Source organism: Sphingobium sufflavum (assembly GCF_021403115.1).
Classification (GTDB): Bacteria; Pseudomonadota; Alphaproteobacteria; order Sphingomonadales; family Sphingomonadaceae; genus Sphingobium; species Sphingobium sufflavum.
Window position 1 is genome coordinate 127,930 of the sequence record NZ_JAJSSH010000004.1, and the last position, 23,617, is coordinate 151,546.

Annotated in this window: 27 protein-coding genes and 1 pseudogene; 11 read left to right on the forward strand and 17 right to left on the reverse strand. The window is 60.8% G+C overall.

Features of this window, described 5'->3' with window-relative positions; genetic code table 11:
* Positions 1-234: 234 nt before the first annotated feature.
* The 3 genes and pseudogenes from LWE61_RS08245 to LWE61_RS08250 form a co-directional block, all read right to left on the reverse strand.
* Positions 235-624 (reverse strand): hypothetical protein, encoded by a 390-nt coding sequence (locus tag LWE61_RS08245; protein ID WP_234149581.1) that lies wholly within the window; start codon positions 622-624, stop codon positions 235-237.
* Entirely contained in the window at positions 621-869 is a 249-nt protein-coding gene (locus LWE61_RS20935; protein WP_407696218.1) for a zinc ribbon domain-containing protein, read from the reverse strand. The genes LWE61_RS08245 and LWE61_RS20935 overlap by 4 nt, the downstream gene beginning before the upstream one ends.
* A pseudogene (locus tag LWE61_RS08250) lies at positions 843-987 on the reverse strand (transposase); the annotation flags it as partial. The pseudogene LWE61_RS08250 and the gene LWE61_RS20935, both read right to left, overlap by 27 nt.
* Positions 988-1,328: 341 nt before the next feature.
* Here LWE61_RS08250 and LWE61_RS08255 point away from each other — a divergent pair.
* The 6 genes from LWE61_RS08255 to LWE61_RS08280 are packed head-to-tail and all read left to right on the forward strand — an operon-like array spanning position 1,329 to position 6,075.
* Positions 1,329-1,565, forward strand: a complete 237-nt coding sequence (locus LWE61_RS08255; RefSeq protein WP_234149582.1) for an acyl carrier protein — start codon at positions 1,329-1,331, stop codon at positions 1,563-1,565.
* Positions 1,562-2,758 carry a beta-ketoacyl-[acyl-carrier-protein] synthase family protein gene (locus LWE61_RS08260; protein ID WP_267961648.1) on the forward strand — a complete coding sequence of 399 codons (1,197 nt, stop codon included), beginning with the start codon at positions 1,562-1,564 and terminating at the stop codon, positions 2,756-2,758. The genes LWE61_RS08255 and LWE61_RS08260 overlap by 4 nt, the downstream gene beginning before the upstream one ends.
* The gene (locus LWE61_RS08265) at positions 2,755-3,852 is read left to right on the forward strand and encodes a type III polyketide synthase (protein WP_234149584.1); all 1,098 of its coding nucleotides are present in this window, start codon (positions 2,755-2,757) and stop codon (positions 3,850-3,852) included. The genes LWE61_RS08260 and LWE61_RS08265 overlap by 4 nt, the downstream gene beginning before the upstream one ends.
* On the forward strand, positions 3,852-4,559 hold the full coding sequence (locus tag LWE61_RS08270) for a methyltransferase domain-containing protein (protein ID WP_234149585.1): 708 nt from the start codon (positions 3,852-3,854) through the stop codon (positions 4,557-4,559). Before LWE61_RS08265 ends, LWE61_RS08270 begins: the two co-directional genes overlap by 1 nt.
* Entirely contained in the window at positions 4,556-5,668 is a 1,113-nt protein-coding gene (locus LWE61_RS08275) for an NAD(P)/FAD-dependent oxidoreductase (protein WP_234149586.1), read from the forward strand. The genes LWE61_RS08270 and LWE61_RS08275 overlap by 4 nt, the downstream gene beginning before the upstream one ends.
* Positions 5,665-6,075, forward strand: coding sequence for a DUF2147 domain-containing protein (locus LWE61_RS08280; protein WP_234149587.1), 411 nt, complete (start codon positions 5,665-5,667; stop codon positions 6,073-6,075). The genes LWE61_RS08275 and LWE61_RS08280 overlap by 4 nt, the downstream gene beginning before the upstream one ends.
* 168 nt (positions 6,076-6,243) lie before the next feature.
* Here the strand turns inward: LWE61_RS08280 and LWE61_RS08285 are convergent, their stop codons facing one another.
* From LWE61_RS08285 to LWE61_RS08300, 4 genes are all read right to left on the reverse strand, one after another.
* Positions 6,244-6,876, reverse strand: a complete 633-nt coding sequence (locus tag LWE61_RS08285) for an FAD-binding protein (protein WP_326490622.1) — start codon at positions 6,874-6,876, stop codon at positions 6,244-6,246.
* A gap of 251 nt (positions 6,877-7,127) precedes the next feature.
* The gene (locus LWE61_RS08290) at positions 7,128-8,846 is read right to left on the reverse strand and encodes a glycoside hydrolase family 2 TIM barrel-domain containing protein (RefSeq protein WP_234149589.1); all 1,719 of its coding nucleotides are present in this window, start codon (positions 8,844-8,846) and stop codon (positions 7,128-7,130) included.
* 222 nt (positions 8,847-9,068) lie between these two features.
* Positions 9,069-11,330 (reverse strand): putative bifunctional diguanylate cyclase/phosphodiesterase, encoded by a 2,262-nt coding sequence (locus LWE61_RS08295; RefSeq protein ID WP_234149590.1) that lies wholly within the window; start codon positions 11,328-11,330, stop codon positions 9,069-9,071.
* Between the two features lie 46 nt (positions 11,331-11,376).
* Complete coding sequence (locus LWE61_RS08300) at positions 11,377-11,976, reverse strand: cupredoxin domain-containing protein (protein ID WP_234149591.1); 600 nt, start codon at positions 11,974-11,976, stop codon at positions 11,377-11,379.
* Between the two features lie 194 nt (positions 11,977-12,170).
* On the opposite strand from LWE61_RS08300, the gene LWE61_RS08305 reads away from it, so the two are divergent.
* Both LWE61_RS08305 and LWE61_RS08310 read left to right on the forward strand, forming a co-directional pair.
* The gene (locus tag LWE61_RS08305) at positions 12,171-12,989 is read left to right on the forward strand and encodes a DUF3034 family protein (RefSeq protein ID WP_234149592.1); all 819 of its coding nucleotides are present in this window, start codon (positions 12,171-12,173) and stop codon (positions 12,987-12,989) included.
* A 15-nt stretch (positions 12,990-13,004) separates the two neighbouring features.
* Positions 13,005-13,484, forward strand: a complete 480-nt coding sequence (locus tag LWE61_RS08310; protein WP_234149593.1) for a group I truncated hemoglobin — start codon at positions 13,005-13,007, stop codon at positions 13,482-13,484.
* A gap of 45 nt (positions 13,485-13,529) precedes the next feature.
* On the opposite strand, the gene LWE61_RS08315 is transcribed toward LWE61_RS08310, so the two are convergent.
* Together LWE61_RS08315 and LWE61_RS08320 are read right to left on the reverse strand one after the other, a co-directional pair.
* Positions 13,530-13,901, reverse strand: a complete 372-nt coding sequence (locus tag LWE61_RS08315) for a response regulator (protein ID WP_234149594.1) — start codon at positions 13,899-13,901, stop codon at positions 13,530-13,532.
* Positions 13,902-13,937: 36 nt separating this feature from the next.
* Positions 13,938-14,444, reverse strand: coding sequence for a hypothetical protein (locus tag LWE61_RS08320; RefSeq protein WP_234149595.1), 507 nt, complete (start codon positions 14,442-14,444; stop codon positions 13,938-13,940).
* Here LWE61_RS08320 and LWE61_RS08325 point away from each other — a divergent pair.
* Positions 14,443-15,273, forward strand: coding sequence for a 23S rRNA (adenine(2030)-N(6))-methyltransferase RlmJ (locus tag LWE61_RS08325; RefSeq protein ID WP_234149596.1), 831 nt, complete (start codon positions 14,443-14,445; stop codon positions 15,271-15,273). The genes LWE61_RS08320 and LWE61_RS08325 overlap by 2 nt on opposite strands.
* Before the next feature lie 100 nt (positions 15,274-15,373).
* A complete protein-coding gene (locus LWE61_RS08330; RefSeq protein ID WP_234149597.1) occupies positions 15,374-15,694 on the forward strand; it encodes a hypothetical protein in 321 nt (106 codons plus the stop codon).
* 223 nt (positions 15,695-15,917) lie between these two features.
* Here the strand turns inward: LWE61_RS08330 and LWE61_RS08335 are convergent, their stop codons facing one another.
* From LWE61_RS08335 to LWE61_RS08355, 5 genes are all read right to left on the reverse strand, one after another.
* A complete protein-coding gene (locus LWE61_RS08335) occupies positions 15,918-16,352 on the reverse strand; it encodes a nuclear transport factor 2 family protein (RefSeq protein ID WP_234149598.1) in 435 nt (144 codons plus the stop codon).
* A gap of 20 nt (positions 16,353-16,372) precedes the next feature.
* Positions 16,373-16,912: a CoxG family protein gene (locus tag LWE61_RS08340; protein WP_234149599.1), complete on the reverse strand. Its 540-nt coding sequence runs from the start codon at positions 16,910-16,912 to the stop codon at positions 16,373-16,375.
* Positions 16,909-18,609: an FAD-binding protein gene (locus LWE61_RS08345; protein WP_234149600.1), complete on the reverse strand. Its 1,701-nt coding sequence runs from the start codon at positions 18,607-18,609 to the stop codon at positions 16,909-16,911. The genes LWE61_RS08340 and LWE61_RS08345 overlap by 4 nt, the downstream gene beginning before the upstream one ends.
* A 44-nt stretch (positions 18,610-18,653) precedes the next feature.
* Positions 18,654-19,457 (reverse strand): TauD/TfdA dioxygenase family protein, encoded by an 804-nt coding sequence (locus LWE61_RS08350; protein WP_234149601.1) that lies wholly within the window; start codon positions 19,455-19,457, stop codon positions 18,654-18,656.
* A gap of 104 nt (positions 19,458-19,561) precedes the next feature.
* Positions 19,562-20,140, reverse strand: a complete 579-nt coding sequence (locus LWE61_RS08355) for a TetR/AcrR family transcriptional regulator (RefSeq protein WP_234149602.1) — start codon at positions 20,138-20,140, stop codon at positions 19,562-19,564.
* Positions 20,141-20,306: 166 nt separating this feature from the next.
* Here LWE61_RS08355 and LWE61_RS08360 point away from each other — a divergent pair, with 166 nt between their 5' ends.
* Positions 20,307-22,145 (forward strand): flavin-containing monooxygenase, encoded by a 1,839-nt coding sequence (locus LWE61_RS08360; protein WP_234149603.1) that lies wholly within the window; start codon positions 20,307-20,309, stop codon positions 22,143-22,145.
* Between the two features lie 67 nt (positions 22,146-22,212).
* On the opposite strand, the gene LWE61_RS08365 is transcribed toward LWE61_RS08360, so the two are convergent.
* The 3 genes from LWE61_RS08365 to LWE61_RS20610 form a co-directional block, all read right to left on the reverse strand.
* On the reverse strand, positions 22,213-22,419 hold the full coding sequence (locus LWE61_RS08365; protein WP_326490623.1) for a PepSY domain-containing protein: 207 nt from the start codon (positions 22,417-22,419) through the stop codon (positions 22,213-22,215).
* A gap of 73 nt (positions 22,420-22,492) precedes the next feature.
* Positions 22,493-22,984: a TonB-dependent receptor domain-containing protein gene (locus LWE61_RS20605; RefSeq protein WP_267961649.1), complete on the reverse strand. Its 492-nt coding sequence runs from the start codon at positions 22,982-22,984 to the stop codon at positions 22,493-22,495.
* Complete coding sequence (locus LWE61_RS20610; RefSeq protein WP_326490627.1) at positions 22,896-23,435, reverse strand: TonB-dependent receptor domain-containing protein; 540 nt, start codon at positions 23,433-23,435, stop codon at positions 22,896-22,898. Before LWE61_RS20610 ends, LWE61_RS20605 begins: the two co-directional genes overlap by 89 nt.
* Between the last annotated feature and the right edge of the window lie 182 nt (positions 23,436-23,617).

Sequence of the window (23,617 nt, forward strand, 5' to 3'; positions counted from 1 at the left end):
CCACCCGCTGATTACCGGCGCGATGCAGAAGTAACGAGAATGGCAACCGGCCTCACCTTCGGGCGGGAAAGGTTGCCACTCCACGGCCTGAAATTAGTATCGCCATGCACGACCAGATTAGACGGCGGTTCGAGTCCCAAAAGGCGGACCCGCATCGTGCGGAAAGGCTTGTGGAGGCTCCAGAAACTGCTACAAATGGATGCTCCAAGGTCCGCAGTCCGTTTCTGCGAAACCCTAGGTTTTCTGCCGTTTTCTGAGGTGGGACGCAAAGTCCTCTTCTGGGCACCATTTCCGGTCAAAACTGGGCACCGCTGCACAAGCAGCGGGGTCGCCCTTCCGGACAGCGTTTTCGAGCGCAGCTTTCGATCCCGTGATGGTGATCTCATTGTCGTTGACGGTGATGTTCGAAACGAGCAGCCGGACATAGGCGCGGCGAAATTCGCTGTTGCTCTGTGTGATCTCACGGCGGAGCATGGCGCCAAAACGCGCAAGAGCGGCTTCGTCGATCTGCTCGCCAGAATTTTCGAGCTGCGATGCCAAGTTCCGCTCGGTTTCCATCAGTGCGGAGATCGACGCGCGGCTTTCGGCCAGCTTGTTGGCAAACACTGTGTCCTTGAGGGTCATGAGGCCTTCCTCGATGAGTTCGAGGAGGCGGCGCTGACGCGTCTCGGCGGCGATGCGTTCCCTGCGAGCAGCAGCCGAAGGCGGCTCGGAGCCAACACCCGCTGGAGCAGTCCGTCGAGGACGATGCGGTCGAGGGCATCCCGCCGGATCTGCCTGCTGCTGCAACTCTCGGCCCCCGCAGTGGCCTTCTCATTGCAGACATAGTAGCTGTAGCGACCAACCGCTTGCCGCTTCCACGCCGCTATCATCGTGTAGTGGATGCCATGCTTGGCGCCCAGTTGCCAGCGTCAGATCGCCACGGATTGCCTCCAGCGCCACCTTGGCCTTGAATTCAGCCGAATACCGTTTCCTCGTCGTCTTCATTCCCGTCCATTCCTCAGGTCGGGATTAGCTTAGCACCCTGTCCGAATTTCCGGCACCACCTCAGCGCGTGACTCCTGTGCACCGACCAGCAGCGCGATCAGGTGATTGTCGGGTTCGTCGCTGGGCGTTGCCCCCTCTCCGACCGCTCATGCGCCAAATTTCACTAATAGCAGATCGTCTGCCTTTCCTCGGCCGGATCGCTCGACAGGGTTTTGGTGTCTAGCTCTCCCCAAACCCTTTGCCTGCGAGAAGACAACTTCGTTTCCGTCACTCGCTCCTGTTGACGCTGCGCCCAGCGCCGCCCATTGTGTGTTCAACGGGGATTGCCTGGGAGATATATCATGCCTGCAACCCTTGATGAGATTGTTGAAATCGTCTCGGCAGAAGGTGGTGTTGCTCCGGAAAAACTGCGCGCGGACGTAACGCTCGCGGAACTGGACATTTCCTCGCTCGACCTGGCCAGCATCCTGTTCGAGATAGAGGATCGCTTCCACGTCGAGATCGACCCTACGCAGATTTCTACGGACATGAATCTCGGCGCGCTGGTAGATCATGTGAATGCCCTCGTGGTCCAATGACGCAGCGCGTCGTGATAACCGGAATGGGGTGCGTCAGCGGCCTCGGCACCGGTGTTGAACAGACATGGGCAAAGGCGCGTAAGGGACAGGGCGCGATACGCAGGCTGGATCGGCCGGGGCTGTCCGGTGTCGCGGCGGCTATCGAGAATGCAGAAGAATTAGCAAAATGCTCCGACTGGCGCCGTCTCGGTCGGCTCGATCCGCTGTCGCTCTATGCCCTGACCGCAGCCGACGAAGCCCTGACGGCAGCGGGTCTTGTCGGGCATCCGGTATTGCAACGCAGGACCGCGCTGGTGGTCGGATGCGGCAGCGGCGGCAATGCCACCGTCGATGCGGCCTACGAGCGGCTTTATGCCCGCCACGCCGCCAAGGTGCATCCCCAGACGATCCCCTCCTCTATGATCTCCGCGCCCGCATCCCACATTGCGATGACATTCGGCGTGCAGGGGCCGACCTTCGTCCTGGCGAGCGCCTGCGCATCGTCCACCCATGCCATCGGCGAGGCGATGCACATGATCCGCAGTGGCCGTGTGGACGTCGCCATTACCGGAGGGGCGGAGGCGTGCCTAACCCCCGGTTCCTGGGTGGCCTGGCAGTCGCTCGGCGCGATGGCCCCGGACGCGTGTCGCCCATTCTCGCGGGACCGCTGCGGCATGGTGCTGGGCGAGGGCGCCGCCCTGATGGTCCTGGAGAGCGAGGACCATGCGCGTGCTCGTGGCGCGCGGATTTTGGGGGAGGTGGCCGGCTATGGCGCGAGTTGCGATGCGCGCGATATCACGGCGCCGGATACGGACGGCATCGTCGCTGCCATCCGCGCTGCGCACGAAGATGCGGGCATCCATCCCGCTACTCCGGCGTTGATCTCCTCGCATGGTACCGGAACCCCCCTTAACGACGCAGCCGAAACGCGGGCCCTGCGGACGGTCTACGGCACGCTGGGCAGCCACGCTGTGATCGCCACCAAATCCGCCCATGGCCATATGATCGGCGCGACCGGAGCGATGGAATTTCTCCTCGGCATCATGGCGATCCGGGAAGGAATGGCGCCCCCGACCCTGAATTATATCGGACCGGACCCTGACTGCGACCTGCCATTGGTCCTCACGCCCAAACCCATCGACCAGCAAGTCGTCATCTCCAACAGCTTCGCCTTCGGCGGACTGAACGCTGTGCTGATTGGTCGCGCGCCATGACGGTGGTCGCGCATATCAACGCCATAGGAACCGCCAATCCGCCATTCGAGGTGCATGAGGCCTTTGTGGATTTCGTCACGGCCACGCTGCCTGATCCCAAGGCGCGGAGGCTGTTTGAGCGGATGGTGGGACGAGCCGCCATAGAGCGACGCTTTTCCTTCCTCGAACCTATCACACTCGCCGATGGCACGATCAGCGACCGTGACGGCTTTTACGGGGCGGGCGACTGGCCCACCACCAGCGTGCGCATGGCACGCTACGAAAAACACGCCCCTGCCCTTGCGCTGAACGCCATTGAGAATATCGGGACGAGCTTCGATCCCGCTGCGGTTACCCATCTTATCGTCGCTTCCTGTACGGGCTTCATGGCACCGGGTCTCGATCAGATCCTTGCCGCGCGTCTCGGTCTCAATCCGGGCGTGGAGCGCAGCGTGCTGGGATTCATGGGCTGCTATGCTGCGGTCAACGCGTTGCGCACCGCGCACCATATCGTTCGCTCGACCCCAACGGCCCGCGTTCTGGTCGTCACGCTGGAACTCTGCACGTTGCATTTCCAGCGGTCCGGCGATCTCGAAAGCCTGCTGGCCATGCTGTTGTTCGGCGACGGCGCTGCTGCGGCCATCGTCAGCGCGGACAGCCATGGTATCGCGCTCGACGATTTCCGCGCGACCACCATAGCCGGGTCCGCCGATGCGATCAGCTGGAGGATCGGGGATCAGGGCTTCGACATGCATCTGGGCGGCGAGGTGCCTGTACGGATCGGCGAGGCGCTGCGGCTGGAAATGGTGCGCAACGATCCGTCTGGCCTGCTGCGCGGTGAAGCGCCGAAGTCTTTCGATCTCTGGGCCGTCCATGCGGGCGGCCGGACGATCCTCGACGCGGTTCAGCACGGACTGGACCTCGCGCCGAATGCGCTGTCCCCCTCGCGCGCCGTGTTGCGTGACCATGGCAATATGTCGTCCGCGACATTGATGTTCGTGCTGGCCCATATGCTCCGGGAGGGCACCCCCGGAGACGATCCCCAGCGCGGGATGGCCATGGCCTTCGGTCCCGGCCTCGCCGCCGAGACCTTCCGCTTTCGCCTGCTCCCCTGATGCCGGACCTGCGCATCCGTTCCGCCGAGCCAGAGTGGATGGACGGGGACGAAGTGTCCGAAGCGGAATTTGCGGCCTGCCTCCACGATCTCGCCAAGGTCAACAGTGTCACGCTTGCCCGCCCTCCGACGCTCCGCTTTATAGCTCAGGCCTTCGCGCGAGCGGCGGGGCGACCGCTGACCCTGCTCGACGTCGGCTATGGCGCGGGAGACATGCTGCGAGCGATCAGTCGGTATGCAAAGCGGCGCCAGACGGACATCCGCCTGATCGGCATCGACCTCAACCCCCGCAGCCTTCCGTCAGCGCGCGCGGCCACGCCTGACTCCATGGCGATCGACTATCGAACCGGCGATATCTTCGCGCTATCCGAAGATGAGCCGATCGACCTCGTCATCAGCTCGCTTGTCACCCATCACATGAGCGACGCCGAAATCCTGTGCTTCATCCGCTGGATAGACCGGCGCGCACGGTGCGGCTGGTTCATCAACGACCTTCACCGTCATCCGGTCGCCTATCATGGCTTTCGGGCACTGTCGGCGGCCATGCGATGGCACCCGTTCGTCCGGCACGATGGCCCGCTGTCGGTCGCCCGTTCCTTCCGCAGAGCGGATTGGGATCGCCTGCTGTGCGCGGCGGGCGTGGAGGGCGTGGCCAGAGTGGCATGGCATGTCCCTTTCCGCTTGTGCGTGACGCGGTGGCGTGAATGACGGATGTTCTGGTCGTGGGCGGCGGACTGGCAGGTGGCGCGGCGGGGACACTGCTCGCACGGGCGGGCCGGACCGTCCATGTCCTGGAACGTCATTCCAGTCCTGCGGACAAGATCTGCGGCGAATTTCTGTCCATCGAGGCACAGAAGCATCTGGAGGATCTTGGCATCAACCTCGCTGCCCTGGGCGCGGTTCCCATCAACCATATCCGCGTCATCTCCAACGGCCAGACTGTCGAGAGAAGCTTGCCGTTCGTCGCCCGCGGCCTGAGCCGTCGCCTGCTTGACGAGGCACTGCTGCATCTTGCTGAAAAGGCAGGCGTGGTGGTGGAGCGCGGGGTGCGCGTGACGGAGATCGAAACGCACGCCGCATCGACCAGCCAAGGCCCCCGTCGCGCGGACGTCATCTTGCTGGCAACGGGAAAGCTTCCTGTGCGCGCAGAGGGTATCGAGGCTCCGCCGGTCCTTGATGCCCATGTCGGTTTCAAGATGCACTGGCGCGCCAACGCCTCCATCCGCCGCTTGCTGGAAGATTGCATCGAACTTAACCTCATGCAGGGCGGGTATGCCGGGCTTCAACTGGTGGAAGGCGATACCGCCAATCTTTGCCTTGTGATCCGTCGCAGTCGCCTCGCGGCATTGGGCGGGCGTTGGGAGGATGTCCTGATGTCACTCGGCGGACTGTCACCCGCGCTGAGCGCCCTTATTGACGCACAGCCCCTTTTTTCGAAGCCCCTGACTGCCGCCAACCTCGCCTATGGGCGGCTGCCGCGCGGGCGCGGGGAAAGCCCGGTGTTCCGCCTTGGCGATCAGGCCGCAATGACGCCATCGCTGACCGGCGACGGCATGGCCATCGCCTTGCGCAGCGCATGGCTCGCTGCGCAATTCATCATGGCGGGCCGTTCGGCGGCCGACTATCACAGGGCATTGGCGAAAATGGTCGGGCCGCAGGTCAGGCGCGGCATGCTTCTGCAACGCGCGACGGAGGCAACCATGCTAAGATCGGCCGGCATCTCTTTGCTCAGGATGCAACCCCGACTGCTGCGGTCGATTATCCGCCTGACGCGCCTGCCAGATCCAGCGCCGCCTTTCCGGGGAGAAAGACCATGAAAGCCCGTTACCTTCTCTGCGCGCTGGTGCTGACCCTGCCCCACCCAGCCTGCGCCCAGACGGTGACAGGGAATTGGCTCACGGACGACAAGTCGGCGATCATCCATGTCGCGATGCGCGGGACAAGATTATGGGGGACCATCACCCGCGTGCTCGATCCCGCTGCTCCCGCAAAGGACATCAGCAATCCCGACCCGGCTGCACGATCCCGTCCGCTGGTCGGCACGTCCGTCCTCATCGACTTTACGCGCTCCGTTAAAGGCTGGGACAACGGGAAAGCCTATGATCCCAAAGCCGGGCGCAGCTATCGCTCCAGCCTTGCCCTCGAAGAGCCGGACAAACTGGCCGTAACGGGTTGCGTCCTTTTCATCTGCCAGACCAAGATATGGACACGGCAAGGCGATTGACGACCTGTCCTAGCCGTTCAGACCAACTCTCGCTCTTTAAAAGTGGAACGTCTGTTCATCTGCCTGTGCACTTCGGCTGGCACTTAGCGACCAATGGCTACGGCATGGTTCGCCGCGATAAAGCCGAAGGTGATTGAAGGGCCGATGCTCGCCCCGGCGCCGGGATAGTCATTGCCCATCACCGAAGCGGCGTGCCCCCCGTGGCACAGGCCGCCCTATGCCACCCCCGTCAGCACGGATCACGCGGGCTATCTCATCCGTCACGACACCGCCATAAGTGCTGACGTCACCCGGCACTACGGGGACCGCGTAGATGGGTACCCCCGCTATCGCCCCAAGAGAACTGGCTTTCGAAAACGGGTCGCTTACAAAGTCACAATTGTCATAGGCCCGCTCACCGCGATGGAAATCCTCGTCCCGGTCGCCCGCGACAAAGCCATTCCACCGCGCCACCGTTGCGGTCAATGAAGCCGGATCGACACCAATACTCCGGGCCAGTCCATCGATCGTGTCCGCCTTGTGGGGATAGCCACCCTCAACCCAACCTACCGGAATTGCCTTGTCGATAGATCTGTCGGCAACCTTGTAGCGCTCTACATAATCTCTGCGGGCACCTGAGGCCATTGCACCTACGGTCCCAGCATATATTTGCCCAGCATCTCCTGATTGCGGGCAAAGCCGCCTGCATTGACGAGGACGCCCAGCCGCGCTCCGATCCACTAGGACTTTCTTCTGCCAACCGGATTCGGCGACGAGGACGCGCCGACGAATGAGGGGAACAAGCGGTGCCCTAGGCAACATCGACAGCCTAAAAAGGTTGCTAACCTGTTATGACATACCATAGCATCAGACATAGATTGTTGCTATTCAACATGAATTTCTGTTTTCAAGGACAAAGCGGATCAACAACATAAAATTTCTGATTTTGACAGCTCTACAGTATTTTTGCTTTATTCTCCTGAAAAGCAATTAGTCTGCAACTGAGTATCAGTTTGCAGCTTGAGCGGCCGGGATGGATCGATCCTACTTTCGTCTCCGTAAGAATCCCTCTCTCAGCGACGGGCGATCTCGATCGCCGAGACGATCGCTTTTCCAGCCGTAGGTCGGAAGTGAAGGTCAAGCATATCCTCCGTGACCGACACGGAGAAGCTTCGTTCCATGGCTGTCCCGGCGGTCAGAGACGTTTTACGCAGATCAAATTCGCCGATCGCAACCTTGCCATTGGCTATCACCGAGAAGCGGCGTGGCCCAGCAGCGACCGACGGTTCGACAAAGGTCAGCTTAACCCGGTAGAGGCCCTTTTCGAGAGGGATCCGATACCGGAAATCGCCTTCGCGATAGGTGGCCATGACGGCGCTTTCGGATGTTCCTGCGATCGATACGGGTTTGGCGGCCTTGCCATAGTCGGCTCGTTCCACGATCGAGCCAGCCTCGCCGCCTTCGAAGAAGTTATCCGAACCATAGATGCCGACCGCACTTTTGGCGGCAACCAGCGCGCCGCTGTCAATACGAAGGGTTCGTACCCTGTCTGGTGAGAGGCGCCATTCGATGCGGTCCTCGACAATGGACCCGTTCACCGCGCCTTGAGCAACAAGAATATTGGCGCCCTCGACGAGAGGTATATTGCGCCAGACGCAGACATTCTGGATGCAGCCGGACAGCTGACCGACGCTCTTCCCGTTCAGGAAAAGCTGCGTCGATGCCGCGTTACTGTAAACACGCACATCCGTCACACCATAGGCGCGATCGACATAACGGCGGCCTGTGATGTAAACGGTCGGTTCCTTCGACCAGTTCGCTTTATAGAAATAATAGGCATCCTTCCGCAACTTGTGGTCGAAGCTGACAAGTCCCTTGGTATTGATGTCCTGCGCGTCGCCTTCACTGCGCACGGTACTCGCGAAATCAAACGCCGCCCAAAGCCATGTTCCGAATAAATAGGGCCGGGCGGCCAGTTGCGCCCAATTCTGTTCATGGACATGGCTTTCATACTCCTCCGGCTGGGCGCGGCCGCGGGAATCGATCGGTCCGCCGAGTACATTGTCGGTATGGATCGTCGTTGCGCCCCCTGCGCCATATTCGGTGACGGAGAGCGGCTGACCGGGGCGATGCGCGTGCAGCGCGTCGAGGCTGGCGCCCAGTTCCTCCGGCTTGCCATAGTACCAGCCGAAATATCGGTTCGCGCCGCTCAGTTCAGCTTCAGGCGCGGTAACGGGCACCTCGATGCCGGGCGCGAACAGCCGCCCTTCGCAACAGGTCGCCAGCGCCGTTGGACGGCTGGAATCCAGCGTCCTGGCATAGTCGTTCATGTGCCTGAGCAGCGGCAGGGGATCCGGCGGAGCGCCTTTGGAACCGGTCAGGAACATCGGCAGCGAGTTGCCGAAATCCACTTCGTTGGCGATACCCCACGAAGATACAGACGCATGATTCTCATTCTGACGGATCAGCTCGGTCAGTTGCTGGCGGGCATTGTCGATGAAACCGGGGGATGCCTCCCTCGCCTCTCCCAGCGTCCAGGCCGATACGAGCGGGATTTCGTCCCAAAGGATCATGCCATAGCGATCGGCGAGATCATGGACGGGTTGCCCATGCTGATAATGTGTCAGACGGATGCTGTTAGCACCCATTTCACGCATCGTTGCGACATCCTGCTCGATATCTGCGGGCGTGACTGCCCAGCCCTTGTCCTCGCGATCCTGATGATAGCCCACGCCACGCAGGCGATAGGGCTTTCCGTTCAGGGAGAAGCCCTGCGTCGGATCGAAATGCATCTGTCTGATGCCAAACGCCAGTTCGACGGTGTCGAGAATCCGGCCGGATGAATCCCATAGGCGGTTCGACAGGCGATAAAGGTAGGGATCATCCGTCCCCTTCGTTTTCGAAGCTTGCCATTACGAAAAGGATCATTTGTTCAGCGCATGCCCGGAAAAGCAGACGGGCCTCACCCAAGACTGAGAATGTGCAGGCGGAGTGGCCGCCGAGCGAACACCGCGTCAAGCCGCCTGGCTATCAGACCGAACTTCGAGGAGTTTCCCGGCATCCAGTGCGGGAACGGGCCGACTGTAATAATAGCCCTGAATGTGCGTGCAGCCCTGTGCCCGCAAAATTTCGACCTCCTCGCCATGCTCCACGCCTTCCGCCGTGGTTTCCATGCCGAGGGCGTCCGCGAGGGCGGTGATCGCCTTGATGATCGCGGTCGACCCTTTGTCCTTCATCAGGTCCACGATGAAGCTGCGGTCTATCTTAACCTTGTCGAACGGAAAACTGCGCAGATAGGCAAGCGAGGAATAGCCGGTGCCGAAGTCGTCGAGCGCGACCCTGACCCCCAGTTGGCGCAGCGCGTTGAGGCTACCCAATGTCGTCTCGACATCGTCGATGAACAGGCTCTCGGTGATTTCCAGTTCGAGCCGGTGCGGGGCCAGCCCGCTGGCGGCGAGCGAGCGCAGCACGATCTGGGCAAGGGCGTCGGACCGGAACTGCACGGGCGAGATATTGACCGCCACACGCACATGATCTGGCCATTGCGCAGCCGTGCGACAGGCTTCCTGAAGCGCCCATTCGCCGAACGGGATCATCAGCCCGGTGTCCTCCGCAATCGGGATGAACTCCACGGGCGACACATATCCCCGCTCCGGGTGCCGCCATCGCATCAGCGCCTCGAACGCGGTGATGCGGTCCTGCTTCAGATTGAACAAAGGCTGGAAATGCAGTTCCAGTTCGTTGCGCTGGAGCGCTTCGCGCAGGTCGGCCGCCAGCGCCCGGCGCTTCTGGGCATCGGCATCCATCTTCGCCTTGAAATAGCGAACGGTGCCACGGGATTCCTGCTTGGCGCGATGCAGCGCCAGTTCCGCATTCTTGAGGAGTGTGATGGCGTCCGCGCCGTCAGGGCCGACCACCGCGATCCCGCCACTCGCCCCCAGGTCGATGCGGTTCTCTCCAATGAAGAAGGGCTGCGCCATGGCGCGCAGGGCGATGTCGGCGGTTACGTCGGGCGATTGGCCGTCTTCGAGCAACAGGACGAATTCATCGCCGCTCAAGCGGGCGATGAAGATGTCGGGACTGTGCTGCCGCAACCGCTGCGCCGCTTCGCAGAGCAGCGCGTCGCCTGCGAGGTGGCCGAGCGTCTCGTTGACCGATTTGAAATTGTCGAGATCGAGATACAGGATGCAGAATTGTGCGTCTGCGGCCCCGCGTTGCAGGACATAGCGGATGCGTTCCTCCAGCAGTGCACGATTGGGCAGGCCCGTCAGTTCGTCGTGGAGACCCATGTGCAGGATCTTTTCCTCACGCGCGGCGATATCCTCGACCATCCGGTTGAAGCTGCGGGCGAGGCGGCCGATTTCGTCGCTCGACCGGATGGCGAGGCTGACCCGCTCTCCCGTGCCAACCTGCCGCACCGCCGCGTCGAGTGCGATCAGCGGGTCGGACAATCGCTTGGCGAGAACCCAGCTTCCCAATATGGCGAGCACCACGCCCGTCACGCCAAAGGCCAGAAGGCTCCACAATATCGGCGAATAGGCAGCCATCGCCTCGCTGAGGTTGAATTCGAGGAGGAGTGTCTGGCGCGCGTGCGACCCGAAATTGCGGATCGCGATGGCTTGCACCAGAAAACGCTGGCCATGTCGTTCGAGTTCGACGGTGGGATTATTCCCCTGGCGCAAGCCCATGGGCAGCGAACTGGCGGGAAGAACCACCGGCTTGAGGTCCACGGCGGAGAGGCTCGCCAATTGGCGAAGGTCGCCGGGTCGGAGATCCTTGGCAAAGACCACCCAGCCAATCAGCACCGGTGCCCGGATCGGAGAGGCGACGACCATATGGTTCGCCTTGCCCCAGTGTGCGATGCCGTGCGTGCTGCCTTCGTCCAGCGCGGAATAGATCGCCTCCTGCTCCCGCACGGAGATGGCGCTGCCGTCGCCGATGATCGTACCGTTGATGGTGACCAGCACGGCGTCGTCCAGACCAAGGCGGCCCTTGAGGCTGTCGAGCGCGGAGGCTATGGTTGGTGCGTCGCCCGTCGCAGCGGCAGTTCGGAATCCAAAGTCCGCGGCCAGCACCTGACTGGCCTGTCCGAGCTGGTCGAAATGCATGTCTGCTATGCGGTTGAACACGGCTGCACCGGCCAGCATCTCCCGGTGGACGCTGCGTTCGGCGTAACGCTCGATCGCGAGTTGCGTGCCGAACAGGGACAACCCCGTCACCGCGACGAACAGCGCGGCGTAGAAGATAGTCATACGGACAGACAGGCGTCTGCCCATCGCCCCTATATAGTCTGTTACCCGGATAAGGACGGCTCGCATGATGTCAGCCGGATCGGCGCAGCGCCAGCGTGACAGTCTGGCTCACCGACCCGGACGTCGCCCTGATGGGAAGGACCATCTCATTGTCCTTGGCGCGCAGTTCCGGGTGCCACACGGTCACCTGCGCCGCCCCTTCGGGCAGGTTGGTGATGCGCACCGACCCGTTGGCCGCGCTCTTGCCCGCATAGGGTGTGCTAACTACCTTGATGAAGGCGCTCATCTTGTCGTGGATGTTGCAGCCCAGCGCGACCGCGCCCGGCGTGGTGAAGCGATAGCTGCGCGTTTCGTCCTTGCCGAACAGCTTGAACTCGAACTTGGCCGGTTTGGAGAAGGAATAGATATGATGCCGCACGGTGTCGTGATTGGGAAAACGGATCGTCGCACCGACCGGCACGATCAGCACATGCGGTTGAAAGTTGATATTCTCCTGCGCCATGGTCGTGCCCCATGGGAAACTGATCGGGCCGGACGGTATGCCGACGGCCGGGACGACCGTGACCACGGCATCCGGGACGGGCTTGCCCGCGCTGTCCACTACGCGCAGATCGAGCGTGCCCGCCACGCAGGGGCTGGTCATGGCGGCAAGGCCAACGAGCAGAGCCATATATTTCATGTATCCGGCTATAACCGGGCGGGCTTGAGAAACACTTAAACTCCGGGCGTTTTTGGTTTGTCGCGTGCATGATTTGTTAACCATGTCGCGATAGCTCCAATGCCATGGGACGCCGGACATTTTCTGCGCATCGCGCGAATTACATAAAATTTGCTGTTGCCGCTTTGGCGGCAGCGCAATGGTGCATGACGCCTATCCATGCGAAGGAACTGCGCAATGGCGGCAAGCTGCTGCTGACCAACGGCATCACGTCGCTGGAGGGCGCCTCCGGTGGCGGTCTGACACCTTGGGCGGTGATTGCGGGCAACGAGACGCGCGACGGGATCGGCCTGTCCGCCCACGCAACCCTCGTCGAACTGCGCGACTATGATTACCGGAGCGTCGGCGCGGCCGTCGGCCTGTTCGATCGCGTCGAACTGTCGATTGCACGCCAGCGGTTCAACACCCGCGAAATCGGCGCCTTGCTGGGTCTGGGCAGGGACTATGCGTTCGAGCAGGACATCGTCGGGGCGAAGGTGAGGGTTGCGGGCGATCTCGTCTATGACCGCCTGCCCGCCATCGCGGTCGGCGCGCAATATAAGCATAACCGCAATGGACCCGTCGTCCGCGCCATCGGCGCACAGCATGACAGCGGGGTCGATTATTATGCGTCCGCCAGCAAATTGCTCCTCGGCCAGAGCATTCTCGCGAGTGGCACGGTTCGCCTGACCAAGGCGAACCAGATGGGCATCCTGGGTTATGGCGGTGACAAGAGCGACGCCTATTCCGTGCAGTTCGAAGGATCGCTGGGCTGGCAAGTGTCGCGCCGCATGGCGGTGGGTGCGGAATATCGGTCGAAACCCGACAAACTCAGTATCGCGCGGGAGGACGACTGGTACGATATATTCGCCGTCTATGCCATCAACCGCCACCTGACCGCGACGGCCGCCTATACCGATCTTGGCTCCATCGCGACGGTCAAGGATCAGCGCGGCGTGCTCTTCTCGCTACAAACCGCCTTCTGACACGGGATTTCCGACATGACGGTCAGCCTTTTCCCTCTTCTTCTGCTCGCGCAGGCCACGCCCTACGCGGTTCCCGGCGAAACGGCTGTCACGCCCTATGTCGTCGACGACGCCAATGCAGCGGCGCGGCCCTTTGTCGGGGATGATATAGCCAGAGCGTTCGGGGGTCAGGATGGCATCCGGCGCATCGTCGACCGGTTGATCGACAAGAGCCACAACGACCCGGTGATCGGGGAGATATTCGTATCGCACGACATGGTGCGGTTGAAACGCACGCTGTTCGAGCAGTTCTGCTACATCCTCAACGCAGGCTGTTCCTATTCCGGGCGGGACATGAAGGCGTCGCACAAAGATCTTGGCATACAACATGCGGACATGAATCGTATGGTCGAGATATTGCAGGCGGTCATGCGGGAACAGGGCATATCCTTCCCCGCGCAAAATCGCCTGCTGTCACGTCTGGCGCCGATGCGCCACGATGTGGTCGAACGCTAAACCGGGCTGCGAACCGCATACACCAACAGTCAATCGGATCAGGGATCAGGCAACGCCGTCATATGAGGTGATCGTGGCCGCCAGTGTTGTGCAGGTGAACGGTTTTCTCAGGAACTTGCCGAGCCGCCTGTCGAAATCGGCAAGCGAGGTGAAACCCGACATGACGATGATGCGGACGCCGGGGCACCGCTCGCTCACCCTGCGGGCAAGGTCGAGACCGTCCATCTCGCCCGGCATCTGCACATCGGTCACGAGGATGTCGAAGGTGAGGCCCCTGTCGACCATGGCCCACGCCGCGTCGGCCGTGGCGGCGTTCTCCACCAGAAAGCCGCCATCCTCCAGCGATGCGGCCTGCTGCTCCTTCCGACGGGAAAGATCTTCCGACGCCGCGCGGATTTCGGCCGACCCAGAATGCACACTTTGCGCAGAGGCCACGACGTTCGACAGGCTGCCCTATAACCCTTCGACAGTACGGTTGAACGTCATGCGGAGGCGATCATAGCCACCCACAAAAGCTGTGGCGATAGTGTAGGTCATTTTGCCTGATGCCATGGCGTCCAAGCCGAGCCCGAGTTGGGCCACGACAGCGGTCGCCGACTCAGCAGAGGCTCTGACCTGCTCTCTATTATCCCGGAACACCGCCATCGCCTTGGTCATGCGGCCGACACAATCGCGATATTGGATCGGGCTTGTCAGATCACCCGCCGCCAGCGCCTCCATATGGAGGACCGTGTTCACATAGAGCGTGCAGATGAGGCTGGCGCTGACCCGCACAGTTACGATGACTGCGACGAGAGCACCGGCGGCAATGCCATCCCCAACAATGGGATTGCCATGACCTGCCAGATATGCGCCCGCAAGCGCGACCGTGCCCAGCAATACCGGCGCAGCCATAACTTCGCTTTGCAGAAGGTCCAGCAGCTCGTCTAAAGGCAGATCGTCTGGATTTTGAGTCACCATGAATTATCGCCACTCCTTCCATGCTGGCAACAGCGCCGATGTCGTGAAGCACAGCCTCCTGATCGCCTTGGTGCGGGCCTTGCAGCTTAAGCAGGGCGCGCTGACTCTGATCGACACCCATGCCGGCTGCGGGCTGTACGACCTTGGCGGCGACGAAGCCCAACGCACCGGCGAGGCCATACAGGGTGTGCTGCGGGCCTTTGCCGACCCGAACCCCTTGCTGGACGACTACCGCGCCGCCGTGCAGGCGGTGAATGTGGGCGGCGAACCGCAGCTTTACCCCGGCTCGCCCCAGTTTCTGGCGCAGCTTTTGCGCCCGCAGGATTTGCTGGTCCTCAACGAAAAGCACCCGGAAGACGCTTACGCCCTGCGCGGCGCGATGCGCGGCACCAGCGCGGCCGTGCATGAGCGCGACGCCTACGAACTGTGGCTGGCTATGGTGCCGCCCCGCACCGCGCGCGGCGTGGTGGTGGTCGACCCGCCCTATGAGCAGACGGACGAACGCGCGCGCATTACCGCCACCCTCGCCGCTGCTCACCGCAAATGGGCGCATGGGGTGACGGTGATCTGGTATCCGTTGAAAGACAGCGCCACGCATTGGCAGTGGAAGAAGCAGTTGCGCAAGCTCGGCATCCCGAAATTGCTGGTGGTGGAGCATTGGCTATATGATCGCGAGCAGCCCGGCATTTATAATGGCGCAGGCCTCTATATCGTCAATCCGCCCTACGCCTTCACGCAGGCACTGCCGCCCCTGTTGGAAGCTTTGCGCGCGGCGTTGGCGCCCGAAGGGCACAAGGGCGAGATACTATCCGATTGGTTGGGCGATTAAAATAAACCCTGATCCCACCCTTCAGGGAAACTGGACGAGTATCAAGCGACGAGCACGAGTGATGGGTGGAGTGCGGCCGCTGGCATGCTAAAGGCATGTCATGCTTCATACAAACAGCCGTGGTGGCACCGTCGAAATCGATGGGTTCAAATATGACTGGGAACTTCTCAGCGAACCCCAATTGTCCTCTTCCGATGGCTGGAAGGGCATGACGGTTTCCCTGCGTCAGAAAGACATGCCACGGGAAGCCGTGCTGGAATTTCCGACGCCAAAGCGCCTGTTGAAAGGATTGCCGAAAGGGCGTTTGCATATCAACGACGCGATTGCTTCGCGGGGCGTGCGGGCCGCGTTGTCGGCAGGATGGGACCCGACGTCGCGAGGCAAACCCATTATATTCATGGTCGATACCAACGGCGATTAAGCGGACGGGCATCGCGCGCTCCCATCACCACCAATATCGACTTAGTCGGACAACATCTTGCCATTGGCCCGCCCATGCCTTGGAAAAACGGTCGTTCCACACATCGGAAACGCAAATCCGGTGATGAACGGCTGAGACGGTTCGGTCCTGCCCAGCAGTTCGCAGTCTCGTCCGTAAGACAGGGAGGAGCCATTTGATGACTCCTCGAAAAGCTTCAGTAGGATTATTCGGCTAACCTCGCTGGACGCTGCGCCTCGACACCTTCCAGTAGGGGAAGAATTTTTTCATCAGCCAGGATGGTGCAGTAATATTCATTGACGTTCCTGATGAGGCCATTGGCTAACGTAAAAACCATGCAATATTGATTGCAGTAGCTTTCGCCATTGGCGAGCGTCGCATGCCCCTCGAATTCAACAGCGACCCGGTCGCCCTCGGCTGTCACGGTCAGAAATTCGGGCTGGAGACCGGTGGGGATAGTGTCCTTGAACGCGGCTGTCGTTGCGACGATGAGCGCATAGGGTCGTGGTCCCGAAAGCTTGCCAAAACCCTTCGCCACGGTCTGGGCATCGGCGGCAAGACAGGCCTTGGCCGTCTCTGCATCACCGTCGCTGAATGCCTTGATGAACTTGATGACTACTGCTTTGTTCTTCTCGCTCATCCTTCTTCTCCATTAAAGTGTCATGCAGCGGAGGATTGCCCACCAAGGAACCGTCGGAGCCATGCCAGAAGCCGGACCGAAACTGACTTCGGCTTTGGCTCTCCCTTATTTGTTGGTGGGGACGCTTTCTCGACCTCTTCCTTGAATTGCTCTGCAAAGGCGCGCGCGAACTTCGGCAGCAGGGGTTTGCCCATGGCTTCCCACATAGGCGCCATTGGCCCCGTTCCAGTTACCCGGACACTCAGCGCAATTTCCGTCTGGCCTTCGCTGACGCTTCTGGCCCGATAGGTGCCTCCACCCTCGACCGGATCACGTTCCAAACTGTAGCGGAAGTCGACCGCATTCGGCCCGGCCCAGCGATCGACATGCACGGCCACGTTCACGGTGCGAACCAGCGCGCCTACGCCGACTTTCAGCGTCCAGCGGGAAACATTCCCATCGACTATCTCGCAGTTTTGAAGGCCCGGCATCAGGCTGGCCCATGAGTTGATGTCTTCGGCATAACACCACACGGACTCTATGGGCGCGTCGATGATGATCGACTGTTCGGTTTCGATCATGCCGTTGTACCTTCTTTCGGTCTCTCCAATAGGCCGCTGGGCCGCCCTGCCGCGTGATGGGCCGCAAGATAGCCGTGCGTCATGCCCCGAGCGTTTGAGATGCCGCTTTGCATCATTGCGCCGGTGTCGAGGCGGGCCATGGAGTTGCCGGCGACATATAATCCGTCGATCGGCTGATCGTCCCACCCTATGACCCGGCAATGAACATCGGCCATCAGCCCTGTTCCCGTGATGCCGCCGCCGCCCATGCGCTTGAGTTCAACGGCATAGAAGGGGCCTTGGCTGAGCGTGCCGAGATTCGGGTTAGGCTTGTGGGTCAGGTCACCGGTCATCGCCGCACCCCACGGATGCGTACCGCGGTTGAAGTCCGGATCGACTCCGGTTTCCGCATAACCGTTGAACGTCTCGACCGTCTGGCACAGGCCCTGTGCGTCGACGCCGATCCTTTCGGCCAACGCCTCCAAGGTATCTGCCCGAACCGCCAGACCCTCCGGTAAATCCTCGCCCGGCATGGCCGTTCCAAAGGGATATTTGTTGCGTCCCTGACTGTCGAGAATGGCCCAGCACGGATAGTTGGGATGGGTCTGGGTCGCGCCGTCGATCGCATCCACGGCATAATAGACGGAGCGATAGAAGGATTCGTTGGCAAACCTTTTGCCCGCCCGGTTGACGACGATGGTGTGCGGCAGTCCCAGAAAAGGAAGGGAGCCACGCGCCAGAACGGATCCATTGTCATGCTCCTCGCCCGGCATCTGGATACCGAGATTGGCAGGGTCCGGCACACGGGCGATGCGCGCGCCCAGCGGTCCGGCGAGCCGGAAGTGGGCGCCGTCCACGGTTCCCATCACCATGGACACCGGGTCGAGCAGGTTGCTGAGGGTCTTGGCCAGACTATGGTCTTGCTCATAACCACTGACCGCGATCACAACGCCATGACTGGCCTTGATGAAAATATCCTGCGCGCCGCGCCTTGCCCTCACACCGATGACCCGCTGTCCATCATGGATCAACTCTTCGGCCGCCGTGCCGGTGTGCAGCCCGATTCCACGGTCGAGTGCGCCCTTTACGAAATAGGCGGCAAGTCCCGGGCCAAGGCATCGCTCGTCGCGCTCGATCCGCTCCGCCAGCAGGGCGTAATCCCAGCCCAGCATATTGGCGAGGCCGCCGCCATGAAAGATGTCGTGATGGGTGAAACCGGCGGGGAGGTGGGGTGTCAAACGTGTCTTGTGCTGCCACTCGTCCAGCGTGGTGGCCGGAAAGGGTTCGACTTCCAGGTAACGGCCTTCGGCCACGCTGTCGTTCTTGTGCGGGAAATAATAATCGGGAAAATCGCGGATGACCTGCATTTTGAGGCCGATAGCCTCCTCAAAGAACTTCAGCGCCACTGGGCCGTGCACCGCCTGGTTCCTGATTGCCCGCGGGTCGCCATAGCCCATCGACAGAGATTCCACGTAGCGGAACCCGCTCTCCGGTGAATCCTCGATGCCGAGTTCCTGCTCCAGATGATTGCCCGGTATCCATACCTCACCCATGGAATAGGCGGTGACGCCTCCGACTTCGTCCGAACGCTCCAGCACCAGCGATTTCAGGCCGAGGTCATGGGCGGTGATGGCCGCGGCGAGACCGCCACATCCAGAACCGATCGCCACAAGGTCGACCTCTATATCCCACTGTGCGGGCTGCGGACTGCGGTTCATTTCTTATCCTCTCCAGGGCGGTACAGCGTCAGTGATCGAGCACTTCAGGCAAAGGCCTCTTCGCCGACGAGTGTCGTGCGATGCATCATGCGGCCGCTGTCTTCCGGATACGGCTCCGCGCGGTGCAGGACGCCCGTATTGTCCCAGATCAGCATATCGCCCACGTCCCACTCGTGGCGATAGACGAAGCGCGGTTGCGTGGCCCACGCGATCAGTTCCTTGATGAGCGCTCTCCCCTCATCCATCGCCATGCCAACAACGTGCGAAGCGTGACAGCCGATGACCAGCGACTTTCGGCCGGACTCATGGGTCCAGACCAGATTATGAACCTTGTCGCCCCGCCCTGCAGCCGCTGCGGTCGCCGGGTCGAGGGAGACGCCCGCTTGGCTCATGGAATGGGTAACGCTGTGAACGACCTTCAGCGTGCCGATCCGATCCTTCGTCTCCTCCGGCAATTCCTCATAGGCCTGGTATGAATTGGCGAACTCGGTCTGGCCGCCCACTTTCGACAGGATCTTCCCGCTCAGCAGCGAGGCGAAGACCGGCACATCGTCATGCGTCCCGTCCATGTGCCAGAGAAAGGAGCCTTTCAGAGCGTAATTGCCTTCCGCCTTGTTGAGCGTGATCTTGAAAACGCCATTCTCGCCCTCGTCCCGCACCGTCCCCATAAGCCCGGCGAGCGTCACTTGTTGTTCATCGGTAAAACCGGCTTTCTTGAACACCAGCACCCCGCGCTCAATCAGGAGCTTGCGGAGATGCCCCGCCGTCTCCGCAGTCAGCATCGTAGCCACGTCGCCGCGTACTTCGGTGCCGATGCGTTCGGTCAGGGGGAAAGTCTGGACGCTCACAGCCCACTCCTAAATCAGCGTCGGCATTCAATGATACCGCTTGTGTCATTTATTGTTAGGCGCAATTCCTGGGGGGAGTCAAGGCGCGGCGCGGGGAACGCATTTCACCATTCGGCGCGCCCGCTCACCAGGGCCAGGACGACTCTTTCCACCCACGCTTCGCGATGAGCCGCGCTGACCGGCTGACCGGTCAGGAGGATATTCACATACCAGCCACGCAGCATGAAGATAAACGCCTCTGCAACCCCGCGCGCGTTGCGAACAGGCATCTTGTCCCGGTCGGCGCAGATCTCGATGAAACGAGTAATTTGCTGGATGCCCATTTCCGTTCGTTCTGCTGCGGCGACGCCGAGCTCGGGGAAGCGGTGAGACTCGCTGTAGATAAGGCGATTGACCTCGCGCAGTTCCCCCTCAAGGCTGATTTCGAGCGTTCTGTTGGCATAGGTGCGCAGGGCTATTCCGACGTCCGGCCAGTGTTCGTCTTCCAGCGTGGTGTGGGCCGCAAGTCGTTCGATCTGGCGCGTAACGATCGCACGAAACAGGGCCTCCTTCGACGGATAGCGTGAATAGAGGGTGGTTTTAGAGACGCCCAGCGCATGGACGATTTGCCGTATGGAGGTGCCACCATAGCCGGTCTTGAGGAACTCGTTGAGCGCGCCCTGGAGCAACTCGGCCTCGATCAAATCTGTCTCGTCCTGACGCGGTCGCCCCCGTGAGCGGCGAGGGGCAATGTGCTTCACTAGAGGATCGCGCATGAAGTCCTTCACTTTTGCCGGGCGTTGACACGCACTACCGGCATATGCCACCTGATAAAAGGTACAAACGGTATCATAAATGCTGGAGAGGCATATGGCATGCGAGCCGACGCAAATCCCCGCGTCCAAAGACATCGATATTGAGGGTCTGCGGGCGCGATACCGTCAGGAACGGGAGCGAAGGCTGCGGCCGGATGGCCAGACGCAATATGTGAAAGCCGAGGCGGACTTTGCGGAAACCTATGAAGCCGATCCTCATATGGTGGTGGAGCAGCGCGCGCCGATATCGGAGGATATCGACGTCGCGGTTCTCGGCGCTGGCTGGTCCGGGATCATGGCGGGCGTGCATTTGCGCGACGCGGGCATCAGCAATTTTCGCCACATCGAACATGCCGGAGACTTTGGCGGCGTATGGTATTGGAACCGGTATCCCGGCATTCAGTGCGATAATGACGCCTATTGCTATCTGCCTATGCTCGAGGAGACTGGCTTCGTCCCCACGAAGAAGTTTTCCGACGGCCATGAGATCCAGGAACATTGCCAGAGGGTCGCGCGGCAATTTGGCCTCTACGACAGAGCGCTATTTCACACGCTGATCCGGTCCCTGAAATGGGACGACACACTGCAGCGCTGGCGGATCGAGACGAACCGTGGCGACGAGATCCGTGCGCGTTTCGTCATCATGTGCGGCGGTCCGCTCAATAAGCCAAAACTTCCCGGCATCCCTGGAATTCGGGAATTCAAAGGCAAACTGTTCCACACTGCACGTTGGGACTATGAGTATACCGGGGGCGAGTGGCGCAATCCCGTGCTCGACAAGTTGCTCGACAAGCGCGTTGCGATTGTCGGTACCGGTGCCACGGCGATCCAGGCGATCCCTTACCTCGCGCGCTATGCCAAACAACTTTATGTCATCCAGCGCACGCCATCGAGCGTTGACGAGCGGCCCAACCCGCCAACCGACACCGAATGGGTCAAGTCACTCGAACCGGGCTGGCAATATGCCCGCCAGAAGAATTTCCATAATGCCGCCGTTCAGGGCCTCCAGCCCGGCGAGCCAGACCAGATTTGCGACATATGGACCGAGATCAACCGTAATCTCGCCGCAGAGTTTGACCGTGATGGCTGGCCTGCCTCCCCGGCGGACTATATGGTGAAGCGTGAGATGATGGACTTCCGCGTGATGGAACGTATGCGCGGACGGGTCGAAAGCATCGTACAGGATCAAAGAACAGCGGAAGCTCTCAAGCCGTGGTTCAACTTCAACTGCAAACGCCCGCTTTCCAGCGACTATTATTATCCTGCCTTCAATCAGTCCAATGTGACATTGATCGACGTATCGGACACACGCGGCGTGGAGCGGCTTACCGACCGTGGCTTTGTACACGGTAGCGCGGAGTATGAAATTGATTGCCTGATCTGCGCCAGCGGTTTTGAGGTCACAAGCGACCTGGACCGTCGTTGGGGCATCGAGACAATCGAAGGTCGGGGTGGCGTGTCGCTCTACGATCACTGGGCTGACGGATATCGTACGCTGCATGGGGTGATGACCCATGGGTTCCCGAACCAGTTCTTCACCGGCTACATTCAGGGCGGCTTCTTCGCGACGACTACCCACCAGTTCAGTCGCCAAGGTTACCATATTGCCTATATCATCAAGGAAGCGCTGGAGCGTGGATTAACGGCCGTCGAACCCGAACTCGAGGCGCAGGAAGATTGGGTGCAATTAATCCGGTCGACCGCGATCGACATTACCTATCTGCAGCGCGAATGTCCGCCGAGTTATTTTAACAACGATGGCGATACCTCCAAAAATCGCTGGTATCTGGGAGAATCCTATGGCCCCGGATGGGATGCGTTTGAGAAGATAGTGGAGGACTGGCGCCGGCAAGGTGATCTGGCCGGAATAAGCTTCAGAAGAGCAGAGACGTGAGACCATCGGATAAGTGCCGCCAAAGCCGAACAACCTTAGCGCTGACAAATTTAATGCCCGTGGCGCATCAGCCGACCATCGGCTGTTGAGGTAGAAAAATCAGTCGCTGAACGACCACAAAGGGCCGCATCCAGGCGGAAATCTCCTGCTGTAAAAAAGCCGTAGTCCCGAACAGGAAGATCAGGAGCAGCAGCCAGCCGGGCAACAGCCCCACCCAGCCGTGCAGCCATGCCATGGACTGAAGGAACGAGAGCGGCGCAGGCAATGCGGCCATGGGGGGCGAGGGTTTCTCTGTCATCGCTGCAGGACGCGCGGGACGGATGACCGGCATCCTCTCCGCAACGCCATCAGAACCGATAGCGGACCGACCCCAGCACACTGCGCGGCGTGTCGTAAAGCGCCGCCGCCTGTAGGCTTGCATAATAGGTCTTGTCGAACAGGTTGCTGACGTTGACCGTAGCGGAGAGACTGTCGCTGATGTCATAGCGCGCCATGAGATTGGCGACGAGATAGGCACCCTGATCGACCGTCACATTATAGCGGCTCAAGGTTATCCAACTGCCGCCGTTCCAGTTGACGCCACCTCCCAGCGTCAGGTCACGACCTCCGACCGGAAAACGATAGGTCGTCCAGAATTTGGCGGTATCGGACGGCATCTCGCTGTTCAACCGGGTGTTGGCCGCATCCTTGGTGATGGCATGACTATAGCTGGCCGTCATGTTCCAGCCCGGCAGGATTTCCCCGGCTAGTTCAACATCGACGCCGTCCGTCCGCGCGCCCTTGGCGGCGCGATAGGCGGTGTTGGTCGTGCCGGGCACGGTATAGCCCGTATCGACCAACGCCCAGATTATCCCGCTCCACCCGGAAGAGGGAGGCGCTGGCGGTCAGCCGTCCGTCACCGAAATTGCCTTTCCAGCCCATTTCATAATTACGGCCCACGACCGGCGGCAACAGTTCGCCGTTCCGGTCCTGCGTGCTCTGCGGCTGGAATATGTCGGTATAGCTTGCATAGACGTTGTGTATGAGTGTGAGGTCATAGACGATGCCGTCATAGGGCGTGATCTCGCCCCGTATCCGTTTCGTCGTGCGTGTCACCGCGCCGATGCTGAACGCCTGAACGAAATAATAATAGTCGAAGTCGGTGAAACGACCACCCAAGATGATGCTCAGCCCCTCGGCCGGGTTCAGCCGGGTCGCCGCCTGCTGCTTGTACCGGATGTCCATATATATCCCCGGATTTCCCGGAGCGCCTTCCGGCGCATTATTCTGCCATGTAAAATAGTTGGTGATGCTCGAATCGCCGTCGCTGAAGGTCGAGTGATAGTTTTATAGTGGTTGTAGCTATAGCCGTGATAAAATCATGCGTGTGGCCGAACAGCTCGAATTGGCCGCCCAGCGTGGCGGTCAGGTTATTCTACTTCTAGCGCGGAAAGTAAAAGCCGCGGTCACTGGTCGTGCTGCCATCCCGATTC